The sequence below is a fragment of the Enterococcus sp. DIV0724b genome, from assembly GCF_050531475.1.
In the GTDB taxonomy this organism is placed as follows: domain Bacteria; phylum Bacillota; class Bacilli; order Lactobacillales; family Enterococcaceae; genus Enterococcus_L; species Enterococcus_L haemoperoxidus.
The window spans coordinates 3,465,462-3,484,839 of record NZ_CP172890.1 but is presented as its reverse complement, the minus strand read 5'-3'; the positions used below and the strand labels follow the sequence as shown (position 1 = coordinate 3,484,839).

Here is a 19,378-nt window from a genome sequence, read left to right as displayed (position 1 = left end):
TTTACAGCACTAAGAGGGAGTTTACCGTTTATTGGGATTCCTTAAAGTTGTATATGACTCACAGAGTTATAGTTATGCCTCAGACCTAATGTTTTCATAGAGGGTAAGCAGAATTTATCGATTAGAGGAATAAATATCATACAGTAAGTGATCTAGATCAGATACATCTTTTTTCTCGTTATAGTTACTCAAAAAGAAAAAATACTTCCCTCTTTTTTTCAGATAGGAGCAATCTACGTTACTAATAACTAGATCATAAAGCTGATTTGAAGTTAGGGGAGTGGCTTGGGCAAAGGTGGTTAATTCAATGTATTTAATCCACCAATCCATGGATTTTTGTTTACGGAGCAAATCACCTTCGATAAATACCCCAACAGAAATTTTAGTTTTGATGCATTCTTCATAAAAATTTATAGCATGAGCATATTTTGAAATGAGAATGGTATCATGAGTGTCATCCATAAAGAGCACTGGGTATCGTTCTTTTAAGTAATCAATAAAATAATGAATAGTTTCGGAGTGTATCGTATCCACTGACTCTATATAATTTCGTTCCCAGTAATAATCAATATGCCCTTTAAATATTAAATGACGGTAGCCAATAGAGTTTAAATAATAGTAGAGGATTGAACTTTGTGTATCCTTTAAAAAAGTATTTGGGAAGCATTTTTCCATTAAGTTCAGAAATTCCTTATTTAAAGTTCGAATAAAAAAATTACTATAACGTTCAATTAAATCAAGTTCCTTTAAACAGGGAGAATTAACAGAGATGATTTCTTCACCAAACATGAAGAGAAGCAATAAGATCGTTTCATTAGGAAGTAATTTAAAGGAGTAATAAACTAAAAAAGATCCAAGTATTTTATTTACTTTTTTGAATAAGTGGGATCTTTTAAGGGCGCTTATAAATAGTTTTTGGCTGTCAATATCTGTTTTATTACTGAAAAAAGTTTCCTGATCATAGTCGTTTTGTACGCACTTTTGTGCATTTCTCCTTTTTAATAGACTGAAATAGATAATAAGTTTTTTTCGAGCAAAAAAGGGCATTTTGCAGTCAATGATCTGCTGAATATTATTGACTGTTTCGTAAATTCTAGGATCAATATTCGGTACTTTTAATTGTTGTTTAGGATCTGTGACCATATAAAGAGAAACATAAAAAAAACGAATTTGTAATTCAGAACCTAGTAGAACGCCATTTTGGATGGTCAAATCAAATTCGCTTAATAAGCTGTTTAATTCATTGATTTTTCTAAAGTAAGTTGAATAGCTTAATCCAATTTTTTCACATAAACGAGAGCTATCAATCGACCCGTGTAGTAACAATTCTTCCAAAATTTTATATTTGGGTGCATAGACAATCATTTCATTATACAAAGTGTGAAGAGAGTAGTCGGGTTTAGTTTTGAAAGTGATTGTTTGTTTAGTTACTTCAATAGAAAAGCGACTATTTGCTTTTTTTTCGGAGACCATCAATCCTTCGATCAGTTTGGATAAAAAATAATCTCCGATATTTAAATGTTGCATGAGCTCTTTTTTTGTTGCGCTACCCCCAACGTTACTTAGATATATTAGTAAGTCAAGTTGATAAACTTCTACTTTTTCTAGTAAGTCAAATTTTTTCATAGTAAAACTCCTTTAAATATCAGTATAGATAATAGTATCTTGAACAGAAATGTAGATACTGTTTGTGTAGTGATATTTTCATTATTATCCAACATAAATATTACAAATACAATCTTAATTAAATTGAATTATTTTTGATTTTTTGAGAAATAACGGTTTGTATTCCTAGTGTTTCCTTACGAATCATATAAAAAAAGCCAATCAATAAAATAGCTTTGCTTGATTGCCCAAAAAATGGTATTGTATCCTTGTATGTTTATGTCTGATTTTCTGACTATTAACGACTATTGATAGAAGGGATATATCTATTATGTATGATCTTGGTGATATTGTAGAAATGAAAAAGCCCCATGCCTGTCAGGCAAATCGTTGGGAAATTATCCGAATGGGCGCTGATATTAAAATAAAATGTACAAACTGCGGTCATATCGTGATGTTGACACGCCGTGATTTTGAAAAAAAGATGAAGAAAATTTTGGAAAAAAAACTAATAAAGGATAGTGAATGATCAATGGCATTAACAGCTGGAATCGTAGGTTTACCTAACGTAGGGAAATCTACCCTTTTTAACGCAATTACAAAAGCAGGAGCAGAAGCGGCAAATTATCCGTTTGCAACAATTGATCCTAATGTAGGTATGGTTGAAGTACCAGATGAGCGCTTGCTGCGTTTAACAGAGTTAGTGAAACCTAAAAAAACAGTACCCACTACTTTTGAGTTTACAGATATCGCCGGAATCGTAAAAGGTGCAAGCAAAGGTGAAGGGTTAGGAAATCAATTTTTAAGCCATATTCGTCAAGTGGATGCTATTTGTCATGTAGTACGTTGTTTTGATGATGATAATATTACCCACGTTGAAGGACGTGTAGACCCGTTGGCAGATATTGACACGATCAATTTAGAATTAGTATTAGCTGACCTGGACTCTATCACGAAACGCTATACTCGTGTAGCTAAAATAGCTAAGACGAAAGATAAAGATGCGGTAGCTGAATTAGCAGTATTAGATAAACTTAAACCTGTTTTAGAAGAAGGGTTGTCTGCTCGTACGATCGAATTTACCGAAGATGAGCAAAAAATCGTTAAAAGCTTATTTTTACTAACAGCAAAACCTATTTTATATGTGGCAAATGTGTCAGAAGATGAAGTAGCGGATTCAGATAATAATCCATATGTTCAACAAGTTCGTACTTTCGCTGCAAATGAACAAGCAGAGGTAATCGTTGTTTGTGCTCGTGCCGAGGAAGAAATAGCTGAATTAGATGATGAAGATAAAGCCGACTTTTTAGAAGCGTTAGGTATTGAAGAGTCTGGTTTAGATCAATTGATACGTGCAGCATATGACCTTTTAGGCTTAGCAACATATTTTACTGCCGGCGAGCAAGAAGTACGTGCGTGGACTTTCCGTAAAGGGATCAAAGCGCCTCAAGCAGCCGGGATTATCCATACTGATTTTGAACGTGGATTTATTCGTGCAGAGACGGTTTCATTTGATGATTTGAATACGTACGGCAATATGCAAGCCGCAAAAGAAGCAGGAAAAGTTCGTTTAGAAGGAAAAGAATATGTTGTTCAAGATGGCGATGTTATGCTTTTCCGTTTCAACGTATAGGAAAAAATTTGCTAAAAACTGTTTTTCTCCCTAAAAAATGTGTTAGAATACTTTTTAGGTAAAGACTGCCCCGTTGGCCACGGGCGAGGAGGACGCAAAAATGGAATCAGAAGCACTTCGAGATATTGTTTCAGAAAATCGTGAACTTGAACAAAAATTGACAAAGAGAAACGAACAGTACATCTTTGACTTAAAAAAATCATTGGTTGCTGCTAATCTTTCAGAAGAAGCACAGACACTTGCTTTGCACGAAATTCTACCTCATTTAGTAGAAGGTCAAAAAAGTGGGAAAACTGCCCGTCAGCTTTTCGGAACAGTGGCTGAACGTACGGAGTCTATCTTAAATAAACCGGAAGAACTTCCAGAATCAACACCGATCTTGATGTGGTTAGATAATACATTGTTATTATTCGGTGTAATGACGATTATGTTTTCAGTTATGATGATGTGGTCCAAAGGAAAATCACAACCATTGGGATTATTGACATTAGTATTAGCGTCAATGGCTGGTGGATATGCATTCTATCTAATGTATAAATACGTATATCAATATGATCGACCTGGCGTGGACAAATCTAAACGCCCGGGTTGGATCAAAACAGGATTCATTTTAGTTGGTGCCATGCTTTTATGGCTAGTTGTATTTACGGGCTCAGCAATGTTACCAGCTGTTATTAACCCGGTTTTAGATCCAGTTGTAGTTATCATTATTGGTGGGATTGCGTTAGGTACTCGTTATTTGTTAAAGAAAAAGTATAATATGCGTAGTAGCTTGGCACGTTAAAGAATAAAAAAGAGAAAAGTCTTGGACAAAACTAAACGTCGTTTTGTCCAAGACTTTTCTCTTTTTTAGCTAAGTATTAAATTATGGCTAAATTTATTCATAGTTTTAATCTGAAAGGGTTCATGTTTGAAAGAAAAGCGTTGGCACGATACCATAGAGAATAAGAATGAAAGTTTCAATCAATTTTCATTATGAAGAGGTGGCTCAATGAAAACATGGATCAATCAACATAGTCGATTACTAATTTTTTTAAGTTTTTTTATATTAAGTGTACTGTCTTTATATATTGTTTATCTTCAAAATAATCATATCATGATAGGTGACGATTACCATTTTCATCAAAATAGGATCGAAGGATTGGCTTTATCTTTACGTCATGGCCTATTATTGCCAAAAGTAAGTTACTTTTTTATTGGTGGATATGGGTATGCCTCTAGTTTGTTCTATCCAGATTTTTATCTATACTTTCCAGCAATTTTGCGCGTTTTTGGTTTTTCGCTTGCAACCAGTTTTATTATCTTTGCTATTGGGATAAATTTAGGTACATTTATTTTAACCTATATATCAGGAAAGTACATGGGTTTATCCGAAATGAAAAGTTACTTGTTTTCATTATTATATACGCTATCGATTTACCGTCTGCAGGATTTTTTTAATCGTCAGGCTATTGGTGAGCTCTTGGCAATGAGCTTTTTTCCATTAGTTTTAGCAAGTCTCTATTTATTGAAACATGGTAAAGAGAAAAAATGGTTACTGTTGACCGTTGCGATGACAGGAATTGGCTTAGCACATTTTATTTCGATAGAAATTATCAGCATTTTTATCGGCATGTATATTCTTTTAAATCTGAGGAGCTTTTTAAAAAAAGAGGTAATCTTTGCGATTCTAAAAGCCGCTGGGGTGACTATTTTATTACTCGCTTTTTATTTAGTACCAGTTTTTGAACAGATGAAGCATACGACTTTTCAAGTTACATCCAACCCGCTAACGTTGATTTCAGATAGAAGTTATTCTTTTAGCGAATTGTTGGCAAATAGTTTTAAAAATACAGTTTTTCATGCGTCATCTGCGAATATTGGAATTATTTTATTGGCGGGGTTGATTATATATGGAGTAATGCTATTCAAACGAGACGCACAACATCGGGACTTAATCATTTTAGCCCTATTTTTTATGATTATAGTGACGGATCTTTTTCCATGGCACTTTTTTGATCAAACACCACTAAATACGATTCAGTTTCCATGGCGTTTTTTATCGATCGTGACCTTGTTGTTGGCTTATCTCATCGCAAATGATGACATCGGATTATTCAAAAAAATTCCAAGTAGCCAAATAATTCTAATTATGGTTATTTTAATTGGTGTCGGGTTGTATGAGAAGGAAAGTATTGATACCGAAGGAAAACGAATCTTATCACACCACTCATATGATCAAACAAATAGCTATTATATTGGTGCAGGACATGAGTATTTACCAAAAGAAGTTGATTATTCTACTATTAAAAAGAATAAAAAACGTAAAGTACTTTATGACTCAGACCAAATAAACATATCGAATACCGAAATGAACTTTGATTCAGTGGCTTTTGACTATCATACAAAGGGTACACAAGAAACGATGGTTACGATTCCGTTTATCTATTATTATGGTTATCAGGCTAAAATAGTAAGTAATGGAAACGTTAAAACAATACCAGCATCATTAAATAAAGAAAATGGATTAGTTGCTATTCGTTTAGCTGAAAAAGGTCGGGTATCTATTTTTTACCAAACAACTTGGGCGCAAAAAATTTCATTAAGCTTATCGATCATCACCCTCTTAATTTGTATAATTTGGAAATCTAGACCTTGTACTTCAACTGAGCTGAACTTAAAGAAATAACTATAGTTATTCTTTTAATTGGATAACAAAAAAATGAGAGAAAACTCATGTTTAGAGAAAGTGTAAGAAATTTTCTCTAAACAGGGAAATGCGGTTGACTTACCTTTTATTATCTGTTATTTTCTTATATAAAATTAAATAGAGGAGTGGTCTGAAAAATGTCTAACTGGGAAACAAAATTTGCGAAAAAGGGTCTTACATTTGATGATGTTTTATTGATTCCAGCAGAAAGTCATGTTTTGCCAAATGAGGTGGATATGAGTATCCAACTAGCAAAAAATATAAAGTTGAATATTCCTCTAATCAGTGCAAGTATGGATACAGTAACTGATAGTAAAATGGCTATTTCAATGGCTCGTCAAGGTGGCTTAGGCGTTATTCACAAAAATATGAGCATCGCGCAACAAGCAGATGAAGTTCGTAAAGTAAAACGTTCTGAAAGCGGCGTGATTATCGATCCATTTTTCTTAACCCCAACGAATTTAGTGGCAGATGCAGAAAATCTAATGAGCAAGTATCGTATCAGCGGTGTACCTATCGTAGAAACAATGGATAATCGTAAATTGGTTGGTATCATTACGAACCGTGATATGCGTTTTGTAACAGATTATCAAATGAAAATCGATGAAGTCATGACAAAAGACAACTTAGTCACAGCCCCAGTAGGTACTTCTCTAAAAGATGCTGAAAAGATTTTACAAAAGCATAAAATTGAAAAATTACCGATCGTAGATGAAAACAATCGTCTGAGCGGTCTGATTACAATCAAAGACATTGAAAAAGTAATCGAATTTCCCAATGCAGCGAAAGACGAACATGGTCGTTTACTAGCAGCGGCAGCAGTTGGCGTTACAAGTGATACTTTTGAACGTGCCGAAGCATTACTTGAGGCAGGTGTTGACGCAATCATTATCGATACTGCTCATGGTCATAGTGCTGGTGTGATTCGTAAAATCAAAGAAATTCGTGACACATTCCCAGAAGCTACATTAATTGCTGGAAATATCGCAACAGCTGAAGGGGCTAAAGCTCTTTATGACGTAGGTGTTGATGTCGTTAAAGTTGGGATCGGACCTGGTTCTATCTGTACGACACGTGTCGTTGCAGGTGTGGGTGTTCCTCAATTAACAGCGATTTATGATGCAGCTTCTGTTGCACGTAAATATGGTAAAGCTATTATCGCTGATGGTGGAATCAAGTATTCTGGAGATATCGTAAAAGCTTTAGCAGCTGGTGGACATGCTGTTATGTTAGGTAGTATGTTAGCCGGTACAGATGAATCACCTGGTGAATTTGAAATTTATCAAGGACGTCGTTTTAAAACGTATCGTGGAATGGGATCATTGGGTGCAATGGAAAAAGGCTCAAGTGATCGTTATTTCCAAGGCGGAGTTAACGAAGCAAATAAATTAGTTCCAGAAGGTATTGAAGGACGTGTTGCCTATAAGGGTAGCGTATCAGATATTGTTTTCCAAATGATCGGTGGGTTAAAATCTGGTATGGGCTATGTCGGTGCAGCAAATCTACAACAATTACGTGAAGAAGCACAATTTATTCAAATGAGTGGAAATGGATTGAAAGAATCTCATCCTCATGATGTACAAATTACGAAAGAAGCACCTAATTACTCTGTAGAACAATAAAAAAACTACCAATGTCATAATCGACATTGGTAGTTTTTTTGTTATTGGACAGGCCGTTCATCTTTAGAACCATAATACATATGAAGCGGCTTAGCTTTTTTTCCTAGTAATTCTTTAGAAGGTAAAATCTCGTAGCCTTCTCCACGCAAATGATCAATCACAGTTGCTACAGCGTCCACTGTTTCAGGATGGATGTCATGCATCAACACAATTGTGTCATTGTAGGCTGTATCATCGATACGTTTGATAATCGCTTGAGCATTATGACTTTGCCAATCTTGAGAGTCTACAGACCATTGAATAATCGGCTTACCAATGATTGCTGCTACATCTTTATTAACAGCACCATAAGGCGGTCTAAAATCAGTTGGTAGCTTGCCAATTGCGTGATAGATGGCTTTGTCTGTTTTTTGGACTTCATCTTTCACTCTTTGGGCATCGAGGCCAGTCAATTGTGGATGTGAGTAGGAATGGCTAGCTACCTCATGGCCTTCCTCGGCTACTCGTTGTACAAGTGATTCATGTTTTACCACATTTTGTCCTAACATAAAGAATGTAGCTTTGACACCTTTTTCTTTTAGAATATCTAGAAGGCGAGGTGTGGTTTCAGGATTTGGGCCATCATCAAACGTAAGTGAAATATATTTTTTGTTTGGATCTAAAGGTGCGGGTAATACGTCTTTAATAAAAGATGCATCTACAAATTCTGGGTTTACGTAACCAGCAATGTCTTTATAAGGTAATGTGATTTCATTTTTACCAGTCGAATTGTCAGGTAGGTTTAAGCTGATTTTATCAGAATAGTAAGTGAAAGTAGTCTTATCTAATGAGAGATTTGGCATATTGAGTACCGCATCAATGATAGCATTACCATCAGAGCTTTCATCTAGCAATTTTTGTTGAACAACTTGTTGGACAGCTAGAATATTTGCTTCACTTAAGAAAATATCTTGTAGCGTCAATGGCTGTTTCGTTTTTTTGTTGACGTAAGCTGTATTTTTACCCACTTCGGTTTTTTCAGACCAGTCTTCTTTTTCTTGATCCCATGTATAGGTGTCGACAGCGGGTAAATAGCCTATCACTTGTTCATTGATTTTATCTGCTTTTACGCGCCCAATAATTTTTATGGGGGTTTCTTTAGAACTATTTTTTTTAGTAGCTTCTATTAAAGCCGTTAATTCTGTTTTTATTTCTGGTAATTGAGGGATAATGTCTGTAGCAACGGGTTCATAGATTAATGTTTGGATATTACCATCTATTTTTTCTTGTTCAGAACTTTCGAGAACCTCTTGTTTTTGAGCTTTTCGGATTTTTTCTAATAAGGCGGTTTCTTTTTCTTCATACTGGTTATCTTCTTCAACTTCATTTACCTCATCGTGTTTGTGTTGCACGGCATAAGTTGCATAAACACCACCGCAGATTAAAATAAAAGAAACACCAAGTATAGATGCAAAAGCTATTTTTTTTGTGAAAATGTGTTTCTTTTTTTCGCGCCGGCTATTTCGAGTACTTCGTGGGTGATTTTTTCTGTCCATAACGTTTAATCCCTCTAATTTATAAATTTGACTGCTTATAGTAACTCAAATGTATCATGCTTGATTTATACTTTCAACAAACATAAGGTTAAATTAGCGATTCTTTTCATTTATTTAATTAATTTCAAGTTACCCATATAAGGAACTAAAACTTCTGGAATCGTGACAGATCCATCTTCGTTTTGGTAATTTTCTAAAATAGCAGCAACAGTTCGTCCAACAGCTAGACCAGATCCGTTTAAAGTATGGGCATATTGAACTTTATCATTTTCATCGCGGTAACGAATCATAGCGCGTCGAGCTTGGAAATCCTCGCAGTTTGAACAAGAACTGATTTCACGGTAGGCATTTTGCGCTGGAATCCATACTTCTAAATCATAAGTCTTAGCAGCAGAGAAGCCCATATCGCCTGTAGCTAGTGACATTACACGATAAGGTAGGTTCAGCTTTTGTAAAATATCTTCAGCGTTGGCTGTCATTTTTTCTAGTTCTTCATAAGAATTTTGCGCGTCACTAAATTTTACCATTTCTACTTTATTAAATTGATGTAGACGGATCAATCCGCGAGTATCACGGCCAGCACTTCCAGCTTCCGAACGGAAAGATGGGCTAAGAGCTGTAAAATAAATTGGTAAATCCTTACCATCCAAAATTTCATTATTATAATAGTTTGTTAGAGGAACTTCAGCTGTTGGGATCAACGTCATGTCAGTACCTTCTAACTGAAAGACATCTTCTTTGAATTTAGGAAATTGACCGGTACCGAACATAGAATTACTATTTACGATATAAGGTGTCATCATTTCTGTATAGCCGTGATCATAGACGTGCAAGTCTAACATGAAATTGTATAGGGCACGTTCTAGTCGAGCACCAAGTCCTTTATAGTAAACAAAACGGCTACCTGAAACTTTTGCTCCGCGCTCAAAATCAAGAATATCAAGATTTTCGGCTACATCCCAATGTGGTTTAGGTTCAAAAACGAAGCTTCTAGGCTCGCTCCAACGACGTACTTCAACATTATCGTCTTCATCTGCGCCGACAGGTACTGAATCATGTGGAAGATTTGGTAATGTTGTAGAAATTTCATGAAGTTTAGTATCGATGTCTTCAATTTCAGTATCCAAGGCTTTGATATTACCGCCTACTTCTTTCATTTCAGCAATCTTGACTGTAGCATCTTCTTTATTTCGTTTTAATTGTGCGATTTCTGCTGAAACATCGTTCCGATATTTTTTTAGTTCTTCTGATTTTACTAATAAATTACGTCGGCTTTCATCTAAACGCAAGAATTCTACTAATATCTCCTCTTTTACACCACGGCTTTTCAATTTTGCTTGAACCTCATCAAAATTTTGACGAATCATTTTTACATCTAACATAATTACTCCTCCTTCAATTTTAAAGCTACATGGGCTAGCACATATAGCTAAATAACAGTGTAAAAAAAGCCACTCCATCCCTAGAAAAAAATTCTTGGGACGAAATGACTTGAATTTCGCGGTACCACCCAAGTTCAGCTATAACGCTGCCCTTGTAATGCAGATAACGGCTGCGACCGGTCTGACTTATTTCGTCAAACGCATGTAATAGAGACGGACTTCTTTATAGTAGAATATTTGCTCTCACCACCGCAAACTCTCTTTAATTCAGCACTATAAATACTTTTTCTCTTTGCTTGTCATTAGGATACAAAACTTTCGTTTAGATGTCAACCTCAGTAAATCAATTTCTTTTTAAAGGTAAATGAATAATAAACGATGTCCAACGATTATCCGAAGTCGCATAGATATAGCCGCCATGCAGAGCTATAATGCTTTGTGCGATTGCTAAACCAAGACCTGTCCCGCCCGTTTCTTGTGAGCGAGACTCTTCGACACGATAGAAACGATCGAATAATTGATCAAGAGATTTCTTAGGAATCGGGGGGCCATCATTTCTAACGGCGATTACAGCCTCGGTTCCAACTTTTTCAACATCTATAACAATGTTTTTACCACCTTTACCATATTTAAGTGCATTTGATAGTAAATTATTGAAGACACGAACTAATTTTTCGGTATCTCCATCCATTTTTATTGATGTAGGGTTAGCGTTGACTTGAATGGTCATATTATTTTTATCAGCTTCTAGTTCGAAATCAGCGGCAAGCTGTTCAACCAGTTGAGTCATATCAAAGTTGATCGTATTAATAGGGACAGAAGGTTGGCGAACTTTCGTATATTCAAAGAGATCATCAACAAGTAACTTCATCTGTTTTGCTTTTACGTAAGCTGTATGGGTATATTTCAGCAAATCTTCTTCATTGTGAAATTGCCGATCTTCGATCAAACCTAAATATCCTATAATAGAAGTTAAAGGTGTTCTAATATCATGACTCACATTTGTGATAAGCTCATCTTTTGATTTTTCAATTTTACGTTCGTCTTCAATAGCTGCAACGGTGCTATCAACCAAACCGTTGATGCTAGTAACAACTTTTGCTAAATCACCGCTCAGCTCAAAAGGAATACGGTGGTCGTAATTACCATCAGCGATATAGTGCAGCTCACTGATAATATGCCGCAACTGCATTTGACGATAACGACGAATCAAACGCCAGTACAATACAGCGACGTCTACTATAAAAAAGATTGGGATAACAAATTTACTCAAACTCCAAAATAAATCTGTATTTAGCTCGGTTGCAAAAGCACCTTTAGTTGCCCAGATGATGCCTTGTAATGTTTGGTTACCACTAAGAATAACTGTAATTGAAACATTTAATAGAAGTAACAGGATGATCGTGACGATTCCTTCAGCAAGTAATTCGCTAATTTCCTTTGATGTTAGGGTGATTCTTTTTTGTTTTTCGATTTTCTTTTGTCTAACGAGCATCGATCTTATATCCAACTCCCCAAACTGTTTGAATGACTTTTTCTCCGCCAGTTGCTTCTTCTATCTTATCTCTCAAGTGACTTACATGAACCATAACCGTTTTTGCAGAAACAATGCTTTCTTGCTGCCATACACGTTCAAAAATTTCATCAGCACTAAAAACACGATTAGGGTGGCTAGCTAATAGATACAAAATACCAAACTCTAAAGCAGTTAATTGAATTTCTTTTCCTTCAACTGTTTTTACTTCGTGGGAATCTTTGTTGATGATTAATGATCCTATTTCGAGTACATCAGGTTCATCTGCTTTCAGTTGCATTTGACTACGTCTTAAAATAGATTTAACTCGAGCCATAACTTCTAATGGATTGAATGGTTTTGTAACATAATCATCAGCTCCAGCTACCAAACCTTTTATTTTATCCATATCAGTTGTTTTAGCAGTCAACATAATAATAGGAATTTGAGATTCCTTACGCAATTCTTTCACTACTTGCATACCGTCCATGATTGGCATCATGATATCTAAGATAAGTAAATCAATATCTGAAATTGTTCGAATCTTGGACAATGCCTCTTTTCCATCGTAAGCTTTAACCACCTCATACCCCTCATTGTGAATATAAATGCTCAGTAGTTCTACAATCTCTTTATCATCATCAGCAACTAAAATTTTCATATCATTCATTTCCTCCATATATATAGTAGAATTCTTCTTCTTCATTCTAACAAAAAAATAGAAAAATTGACAAAAACAAAGAGAAGTTACGGTAAATTTAGAATATGTTACCAAAAATTAAGAAATAGGGGGAAAAGAGCTGGTTTTTTGCTCAAAAACGAACAATAAAGAACAAAAGTAATAAAACAATCGGTAACGAAAAAAAGTTTAAAAAAAGTGCAAATTTTAGTTGACCTGAGCCCGTAAACTTGGTATATTATATCTTGTCGCAAGGCACTGATGTAACACGCCAAACGATCACATAACATAACAAACCAAGTTTGAAAAAAACTTTGGGAATCAGCGAGAAAGTTGTTGACAAACGACGAACGACCTGATAAACTAGTGAAGTTGTCGCAGAAACGAGTGACAATCAACTAAAATAGAATAACAATTCAAGTTTGAAAAAACTTGAAAAATCAGCGAGAAAGTTGTTGACAAACAACGAGTAACCTGATAAACTAATGAAGTTGTCACGAAACATTCGATAACATCAAGCAGAAAAAAACTTTGAAACTTTTTTTAAAAAAGTGTTGACATCGAATCGAAGATTTGATATGATATAAAAGTTGCTGCGAGGTAACACAGTAGACCTTTGAAAACTGAACAAAGTAAGACGAACCAAATGTGTAGGTTGTTTTTACAACGGTAAAAACAAACAACAATTTTTAACAAAGCGAAGCAATATGCTAGCAAACAAATGAGCTTAACAATCTTCGGATTGTGTTCAACTTTTATTATGAGAGTTTGATCCTGGCTCAGGACGAACGCTGGCGGCGTGCCTAATACATGCAAGTCGAACGCTTCTTTTCTACCGAGTGCTTGCACTCATTTGAAAAGAGGAGTGGCGGACGGGTGAGTAACACGTGGGTAACCTACCCATCAGAGGGGGATAACACTTGGAAACAGGTGCTAATACCGCATAATAGTCGACACCGCATGGTGTTGATTTGAAAGACGCTTTCGGGTGTCACTGATGGATGGACCCGCGGTGCATTAGCTAGTTGGTGAGGTAACGGCTCACCAAGGCCATGATGCATAGCCGACCTGAGAGGGTGATCGGCCACACTGGGACTGAGACACGGCCCAGACTCCTACGGGAGGCAGCAGTAGGGAATCTTCGGCAATGGACGAAAGTCTGACCGAGCAACGCCGCGTGAGTGAAGAAGGTTTTCGGATCGTAAAACTCTGTTGTTAGAGAAGAACAAGTAGGAGAGTAACTGCTCTTACCTTGACGGTATCTAACCAGAAAGCCACGGCTAACTACGTGCCAGCAGCCGCGGTAATACGTAGGTGGCAAGCGTTGTCCGGATTTATTGGGCGTAAAGCGAGCGCAGGCGGTTTCTTAAGTCTGATGTGAAAGCCCCCGGCTCAACCGGGGAGGGTCATTGGAAACTGGGAGACTTGAGTGCAGAAGAGGAGAGTGGAATTCCATGTGTAGCGGTGAAATGCGTAGATATATGGAGGAACACCAGTGGCGAAGGCGACTCTCTGGTCTGTAACTGACGCTGAGGCTCGAAAGCGTGGGGAGCAAACAGGATTAGATACCCTGGTAGTCCACGCCGTAAACGATGAGTGCTAAGTGTTGGAGGGTTTCCGCCCTTCAGTGCTGCAGCTAACGCATTAAGCACTCCGCCTGGGGAGTACGACCGCAAGGTTGAAACTCAAAGGAATTGACGGGGGCCCGCACAAGCGGTGGAGCATGTGGTTTAATTCGAAGCAACGCGAAGAACCTTACCAGGTCTTGACATCCTTTGACCACTCTAGAGATAGAGCTTTCCCTTCGGGGACGAAGTGACAGGTGGTGCATGGTTGTCGTCAGCTCGTGTCGTGAGATGTTGGGTTAAGTCCCGCAACGAGCGCAACCCTTATTGTTAGTTGCCATCATTCAGTTGGGCACTCTAGCGAGACTGCCGGTGACAAACCGGAGGAAGGTGGGGATGACGTCAAATCATCATGCCCCTTATGACCTGGGCTACACACGTGCTACAATGGGAAGTACAACGAGTCGCTAGGCCGCGAGGTCATGCAAATCTCTTAAAGCTTCTCTCAGTTCGGATTGTAGGCTGCAACTCGCCTACATGAAGCCGGAATCGCTAGTAATCGCGGATCAGCACGCCGCGGTGAATACGTTCCCGGGCCTTGTACACACCGCCCGTCACACCACGAAAGTTTGTAACACCCGAAGTCGGTGAGGTAACCCTTGTGGAGCCAGCCGCCTAAGGTGGGATAGATGATTGGGGTGAAGTCGTAACAAGGTAGCCGTATCGGAAGGTGCGGCTGGATCACCTCCTTTCTAAGGGATATTACGGAAACTTACACATTCGTCGACACTTTGTTCAGTTTTGAGAGGTTTACTCTTATAAGTGAAAGGAATCATCTGATTCTCTTTCTTATTTATATGATTCTCTCAAACGAATTGTTCATTGAAAACTGGATATTGAAGTAAAAAAGTAATCAAAACAAACCGAGAACACCGCGTTGAATGAGTTTTTTAATTAAAATAGTTCGAAGCTTATTTTATTGGTCACGCCTCTATCGCTAGAGAAACGAACCAAACAAAACCGATCGTAAGATCGTAAGGTTAAGTGAATAAGGGCGCACGGTGGATGCCTTGGCATTAGGAGCCGATGAAGGACGGGACTAACACCGATATGCTTTGGGGAGCTGTAAGTGAGCTATGATCCAGAGATTTCCGAATGGGGAAACCCAGCATCTTTTATAGGATGTTACTTTCCAGTGAATACATAGCTGGTTAGAGGTAGACGCAGAGAACTGAAACATCTAAGTACCTGCAGGAAGAGAAAGAAAATTCGATTCCCTGAGTAGCGGCGAGCGAAACGGGAAGAGCCCAAACCAACAAGCTTGCTTGTTGGGGTTGTAGGACTCCGTTGTGGTAGTCTGTCAAGATAGTCGAAGAACCTGGAAAGGTTCGCCAAAGTGGGTAATAGCCCCGTAGACGAAATGTTGGCAACACCTAGGAGGATCCTGAGTACGGCGGAACACGAGAAATTCCGTCGGAATCCGCGGGGACCATCCCGCAAGGCTAAATACTCCCTAATGACCGATAGTGAACCAGTACCGTGAGGGAAAGGTGAAAAGCACCCCGGAAGGGGAGTGAAATAGATCCTGAAACCGTGTGCCTACAACAAGTCAAAGCCCGTTAATGGGTAATGGCGTGCCTTTTGTAGAATGAACCGGCGAGTTACGATTGCATGCGAGGTTAAGGTGAAGAGCCGGAGCCGCAGCGAAAGCGAGTCTGAATAGGGCGAATGAGTATGTAGTCGTAGACCCGAAACCATGTGATCTACCCATGGCCAGGTTGAAGGTGTGGTAAAACGCACTGGAGGACCGAACCCACGTACGTTGAAAAGTGCGGGGATGAGCTGTGGGTAGCGGAGAAATTCCAAACGAACTTGGAGATAGCTGGTTCTCTCCGAAATAGCTTTAGGGCTAGCCTCGGAATTAAGAATGATGGAGGTAGAGCACTGTTTGGACTAGGGGCCCATCTCGGGTTACCGAATTCAGATAAACTCCGAATGCCATTCATTTATATCCGGGAGTCAGACTGCGAGTGATAAGATCCGTAGTCGAAAGGGAAACAGCCCAGACCACCAGCTAAGGTCCCAAAATATATGTTAAGTGGAAAAGGATGTGGGGTTGCACAGACAACTAGGATGTTGGCTCAGAAGCAGCCACCATTTAAAGAGTGCGTAATAGCTCACTAGTCGAGTGACCCTGCGCCGAAAATGTACCGGGGCTAAACATATTACCGAAGCTGTGGATTACACCTCTGGTGTAATGGTAGGAGAGCGTTCTAAGGGCGTTGAAGGTCGATCGTGAGGACGGCTGGAGCGCTTAGAAGTGAGAATGCCGGTATGAGTAGCGAAAGACGGGTGAGAATCCCGTCCACCGTATGACTAAGGTTTCCTGGGGAAGGCTCGTCCGCCCAGGGTTAGTCGGGACCTAAGCCGAGGCCGATAGGCGTAGGCGATGGACAACAGGTTGATATTCCTGTACCAGTTGTTTTTGTTTGAGCAATGGAGGGACGCAGGAGGCTAAGGAATGCATGCGACTGGAAGTGCATGTCCAAGCAGTAAGTCTTGAGTAGAGTCAAATGCTTTACTCTATACGGACAAGCTGTGATGGGGAGGGAAATAATAGTACCGAAGTTCCTGATGTCACACTGTCAAGAAAAGCTTCTAGTGAGAAAACAACTGCCCGTACCGTAAACCGACACAGGTAGTCGAGGAGAGTATCCTAAGGTGAGCGAGCGAACTCTCGTTAAGGAACTCGGCAAAATGACCCCGTAACTTCGGGAGAAGGGGTGCTGACTTCGGTCAGCCGCAGTGAATAGGCCCAAGCGACTGTTTATCAAAAACACAGGTCTCTGCAAAATCGAAAGATGAAGTATAGGGGCTGACGCCTGCCCGGTGCTGGAAGGTTAAGAGGATGGGTTAGCTTCGGCGAAGCTCAGAATTGAAGCCCCAGTAAACGGCGGCCGTAACTATAACGGTCCTAAGGTAGCGAAATTCCTTGTCGGGTAAGTTCCGACCCGCACGAAAGGCGTAACGATTTGGGCACTGTCTCAACGAGAGACTCGGTGAAATTTTAGTACCTGTGAAGATGCAGGTTACCCGCGACAGGACGGAAAGACCCCATGGAGCTTTACTGTAGCTTGATATTGAGTGTTTGTACCACATGTACAGGATAGGTAGGAGCCGATGAACCCGGAACGCTAGTTTCGGTGGAGGCGCTGGTGGGATACTACCCTTGTGTTATGAACCCTCTAACCCGCACCACTTATCGTGGTGGGAGACAGTGTCAGGTGGGCAGTTTGACTGGGGCGGTCGCCTCCTAAAGAGTAACGGAGGCGCCCAAAGGTTCCCTCAGAATGGTTGGAAATCATTCGCAGAGTGTAAAGGCAGAAGGGAGCTTGACTGCGAGACTTACAAGTCGAGCAGGGACGAAAGTCGGGCTTAGTGATCCGGTGGTTCCGCATGGAAGGGCCATCGCTCAACGGATAAAAGCTACCCTGGGGATAACAGGCTTATCTCCCCCAAGAGTCCACATCGACGGGGAGGTTTGGCACCTCGATGTCGGCTCGTCGCATCCTGGGGCTGTAGTCGGTCCCAAGGGTTGGGCTGTTCGCCCATTAAAGCGGCACGCGAGCTGGGTTCAGAACGTCGTGAGACAGTTCGGTCCCTATCCGTCGCGGGCGTTGGAAATTTGAGAGGAGCTGTCCTTAGTACGAGAGGACCGGGATGGACTTACCGCTGGTGTACCAGTTGTTCTGCCAAGGGCATTGCTGGGTAGCTATGTAGGGAAGGGATAAACGCTGAAAGCATCTAAGTGTGAAGCCCACCTCAAGATGAGATTTCCCATTTCTTTAAGAAAGTAAGACCCCTGAGAGATGATCAGGTAGATAGGTTGGAAGTGGAAGTGCAGTGATGTACGGAGCGGACCAATACTAATCGGTCGAGGACTTAACCAAAGAAACGAAATAAAAAAGTTTTTCGGACTGTTTGATTACATTACTTCAATCCAGTTTTGAGTGAATAATCACTCAATTGAATAGCAACAACACCCAGTGTGGTGGCGATAGCGAGAAGGATACACCTGTTCCCATGCCGAACACAGAAGTTAAGCTTCTTAGCGCCGATTGTAGTGAAGGGTTTCCCTTTGTGAGAGTAGGACGTCGCCACGCTAAAGTGTTGTCTTGGAGGTTTAGCTCAGCTGGGAGAGCACCTGCCTTACAAGCAGGGGGTCGGCGGTTCGATCCCGTCAACCTCCATTTTTTGAGCCGTTAGCTCAGTTGGTAGAGCATCTGACTTTTAATCAGAGGGTCGCAGGTTCGAGCCCTGCACGGCTCATAGGAATATTTTGCGGGTGTGGCGGAATTGGCAGACGCACTAGATTTAGGATCTAGCGCCTTACGGCGTGGGGGTTCAAGTCCCTTCACCCGCATTTTTAGTCTCGTTTTATTACTAGGCGATTATAACGCCGGCTTAGCTCAGTTGGTAGAGCATCTGATTTGTAATCAGAGGGTCGAGGGTTCAAATCCTTTAGCCGGCATCCAGACTGCGGAAATAGCTCAGTGGTAGAGCACCACCTTGCCAAGGTGGGGGTCGCGGGTTCGAACCCCGTTTTCCGCTTAGCTTGTTCTTTCGCCGGGGTGGCGGAACTGGCAGACGCACAGGACTTAAAATCCTGCGGTGAGTGATCACCGTACCGGTTCGATTCCGGTCCTCGGCATAAAAATGTAGCACCCATAGCTCAACTGGATAGAGTGCTTGACTACGAATCAAGAGGTTAGGGGTTCGACTCCCTTTGGGTGCATAGTTGAAATTTTTGACTACGATTTAGAAGGTAATGGGTCTTAGTTCCTTTTAAGTGATTAGTCTTTTTTTATTATTATAGCTACGGGAAGTAGCTCAGCTTGGTAGAGCACTTGGTTTGGGACCAAGGGGTCGCAGGTTCGAATCCTGTCTTCCCGATTTATTTAATTTTGTATAAACATCACTCATTTTTTGAGTGGTGTTTTTTTACTTTACGATAATTTAAAGAATTGGCTTGTTACGGCTGGTGTCTTTTAAATGATTTTATACATAAGAAATAGATTTACACATATATTGACTTTTATAATATATCATTTGGTATAATTAATTTACAGGAAATATTTTATAAGGAAAGATAACG

Annotated in this window: 10 protein-coding genes, 8 tRNA genes, 3 rRNA genes and 1 other annotated feature; of the genes, 16 read left to right on the top strand and 5 right to left on the bottom strand. The window is 39.6% G+C overall.

Annotation, left to right across the window (positions count from 1 at the left end; translation table 11 throughout):
- Positions 1-114: 114 nt before the first annotated feature.
- Complete coding sequence (locus IGJ02_RS16115; RefSeq protein WP_010762174.1) at positions 115-1,626, bottom strand: helix-turn-helix domain-containing protein; 1,512 nt, start codon at positions 1,624-1,626, stop codon at positions 115-117.
- A gap of 310 nt (positions 1,627-1,936) precedes the next feature.
- On the opposite strand from IGJ02_RS16115, the gene IGJ02_RS16110 reads away from it, so the two are divergent.
- From IGJ02_RS16110 to guaB, 5 genes are all read left to right on the top strand, one after another.
- On the top strand, positions 1,937-2,134 hold the full coding sequence (locus tag IGJ02_RS16110) for a DUF951 domain-containing protein (RefSeq protein WP_010762175.1): 198 nt from the start codon (positions 1,937-1,939) through the stop codon (positions 2,132-2,134).
- A 3-nt stretch (positions 2,135-2,137) separates the two neighbouring features.
- The gene (ychF, locus tag IGJ02_RS16105; protein WP_010762176.1) at positions 2,138-3,238 is read left to right on the top strand and encodes a redox-regulated ATPase YchF; all 1,101 of its coding nucleotides are present in this window, start codon (positions 2,138-2,140) and stop codon (positions 3,236-3,238) included.
- 100 nt (positions 3,239-3,338) lie between these two features.
- Positions 3,339-4,022, top strand: coding sequence for a DUF1129 domain-containing protein (locus IGJ02_RS16100; protein WP_430602707.1), 684 nt, complete (start codon positions 3,339-3,341; stop codon positions 4,020-4,022).
- A 207-nt stretch (positions 4,023-4,229) separates the two neighbouring features.
- Entirely contained in the window at positions 4,230-5,906 is a 1,677-nt protein-coding gene (locus IGJ02_RS16095; protein WP_430602706.1) for a 6-pyruvoyl-tetrahydropterin synthase-related protein, read from the top strand.
- A 158-nt stretch (positions 5,907-6,064) separates the two neighbouring features.
- Complete coding sequence (guaB, locus tag IGJ02_RS16090; RefSeq protein WP_010762179.1) at positions 6,065-7,549, top strand: IMP dehydrogenase; 1,485 nt, start codon at positions 6,065-6,067, stop codon at positions 7,547-7,549.
- Positions 7,550-7,590: 41 nt separating this feature from the next.
- Here the strand turns inward: guaB and IGJ02_RS16085 are convergent, their stop codons facing one another.
- From IGJ02_RS16085 to IGJ02_RS16070, 4 genes are all read right to left on the bottom strand, one after another.
- The gene (locus tag IGJ02_RS16085; protein ID WP_430602705.1) at positions 7,591-9,084 is read right to left on the bottom strand and encodes a polysaccharide deacetylase family protein; all 1,494 of its coding nucleotides are present in this window, start codon (positions 9,082-9,084) and stop codon (positions 7,591-7,593) included.
- Between the two features lie 110 nt (positions 9,085-9,194).
- The gene (serS, locus tag IGJ02_RS16080; protein WP_430602704.1) at positions 9,195-10,466 is read right to left on the bottom strand and encodes a serine--tRNA ligase; all 1,272 of its coding nucleotides are present in this window, start codon (positions 10,464-10,466) and stop codon (positions 9,195-9,197) included.
- A 92-nt stretch (positions 10,467-10,558) separates the two neighbouring features.
- Positions 10,559-10,771: a binding site (T-box leader), on the bottom strand.
- 38 nt (positions 10,772-10,809) lie between these two features.
- Positions 10,810-11,961 carry a sensor histidine kinase gene (locus IGJ02_RS16075; RefSeq protein WP_010762182.1) on the bottom strand — a complete coding sequence of 384 codons (1,152 nt, stop codon included), beginning with the start codon at positions 11,959-11,961 and terminating at the stop codon, positions 10,810-10,812.
- Positions 11,951-12,649, bottom strand: coding sequence for a response regulator transcription factor (locus IGJ02_RS16070; RefSeq protein ID WP_069647139.1), 699 nt, complete (start codon positions 12,647-12,649; stop codon positions 11,951-11,953). Before IGJ02_RS16070 ends, IGJ02_RS16075 begins: the two co-directional genes overlap by 11 nt.
- A gap of 765 nt (positions 12,650-13,414) precedes the next feature.
- Here IGJ02_RS16070 and IGJ02_RS16065 point away from each other — a divergent pair.
- The 11 genes from IGJ02_RS16065 to IGJ02_RS16015 all read left to right on the top strand — a co-directional run bounded on the left by IGJ02_RS16065 (position 13,415) and on the right by IGJ02_RS16015 (position 19,176).
- A 16S ribosomal RNA gene (locus IGJ02_RS16065) occupies positions 13,415-14,975 on the top strand.
- Between the two features lie 286 nt (positions 14,976-15,261).
- A 23S ribosomal RNA gene (locus IGJ02_RS16060) occupies positions 15,262-18,173 on the top strand.
- Positions 18,174-18,270: 97 nt separating this feature from the next.
- Positions 18,271-18,386: ribosomal RNA gene (rrf, locus tag IGJ02_RS16055) — 5S ribosomal RNA — on the top strand.
- The 16S, 23S and 5S rRNA genes sit together here with 8 tRNA genes alongside, the layout of an rRNA operon.
- 14 nt (positions 18,387-18,400) lie before the next feature.
- Positions 18,401-18,473: transfer RNA gene (locus IGJ02_RS16050), tRNA-Val, on the top strand.
- A 6-nt stretch (positions 18,474-18,479) separates the two neighbouring features.
- Positions 18,480-18,552 (top strand) — tRNA-Lys (locus IGJ02_RS16045).
- Positions 18,553-18,564: 12 nt separating this feature from the next.
- Positions 18,565-18,646 (top strand) — tRNA-Leu (locus IGJ02_RS16040).
- Positions 18,647-18,681: 35 nt separating this feature from the next.
- Positions 18,682-18,754, top strand: a tRNA-Thr gene (locus tag IGJ02_RS16035).
- Positions 18,755-18,762: 8 nt separating this feature from the next.
- Positions 18,763-18,834: transfer RNA gene (locus IGJ02_RS16030), tRNA-Gly, on the top strand.
- Between the two features lie 14 nt (positions 18,835-18,848).
- Positions 18,849-18,934, top strand: a tRNA-Leu gene (locus IGJ02_RS16025).
- Between the two features lie 10 nt (positions 18,935-18,944).
- A tRNA-Arg gene (locus tag IGJ02_RS16020) sits at positions 18,945-19,018 on the top strand.
- 84 nt (positions 19,019-19,102) lie between these two features.
- Positions 19,103-19,176: transfer RNA gene (locus tag IGJ02_RS16015), tRNA-Pro, on the top strand.
- Positions 19,177-19,378 lie beyond the last annotated feature (202 nt).

Bases quoted from the DNA above. Each gene is read 5' to 3' on its own strand.
- IGJ02_RS16115 (WP_010762174.1), bottom strand. From the start codon at position 1,626: ATGAAAAAATTTGACTTACTAGAAAAAGTAGAAGTTTATCAACTTGAC.
- IGJ02_RS16110 (WP_010762175.1), top strand. From the start codon at position 1,937: ATGTATGATCTTGGTGATATTGTAGAAATGAAAAAGCCCCATGCCTGT.
- ychF (WP_010762176.1), top strand. From the start codon at position 2,138: ATGGCATTAACAGCTGGAATCGTAGGTTTACCTAACGTAGGGAAATCT.
- IGJ02_RS16100 (WP_430602707.1), top strand. From the start codon at position 3,339: ATGGAATCAGAAGCACTTCGAGATATTGTTTCAGAAAATCGTGAACTT.
- IGJ02_RS16095 (WP_430602706.1), top strand. From the start codon at position 4,230: ATGAAAACATGGATCAATCAACATAGTCGATTACTAATTTTTTTAAGT.
- guaB (WP_010762179.1), top strand. From the start codon at position 6,065: ATGTCTAACTGGGAAACAAAATTTGCGAAAAAGGGTCTTACATTTGAT.
- IGJ02_RS16085 (WP_430602705.1), bottom strand. From the start codon at position 9,084: ATGGACAGAAAAAATCACCCACGAAGTACTCGAAATAGCCGGCGCGAA.
- serS (WP_430602704.1), bottom strand. From the start codon at position 10,466: ATGTTAGATGTAAAAATGATTCGTCAAAATTTTGATGAGGTTCAAGCA.
- IGJ02_RS16075 (WP_010762182.1), bottom strand. From the start codon at position 11,961: ATGCTCGTTAGACAAAAGAAAATCGAAAAACAAAAAAGAATCACCCTA.
- IGJ02_RS16070 (WP_069647139.1), bottom strand. From the start codon at position 12,649: ATGAATGATATGAAAATTTTAGTTGCTGATGATGATAAAGAGATTGTA.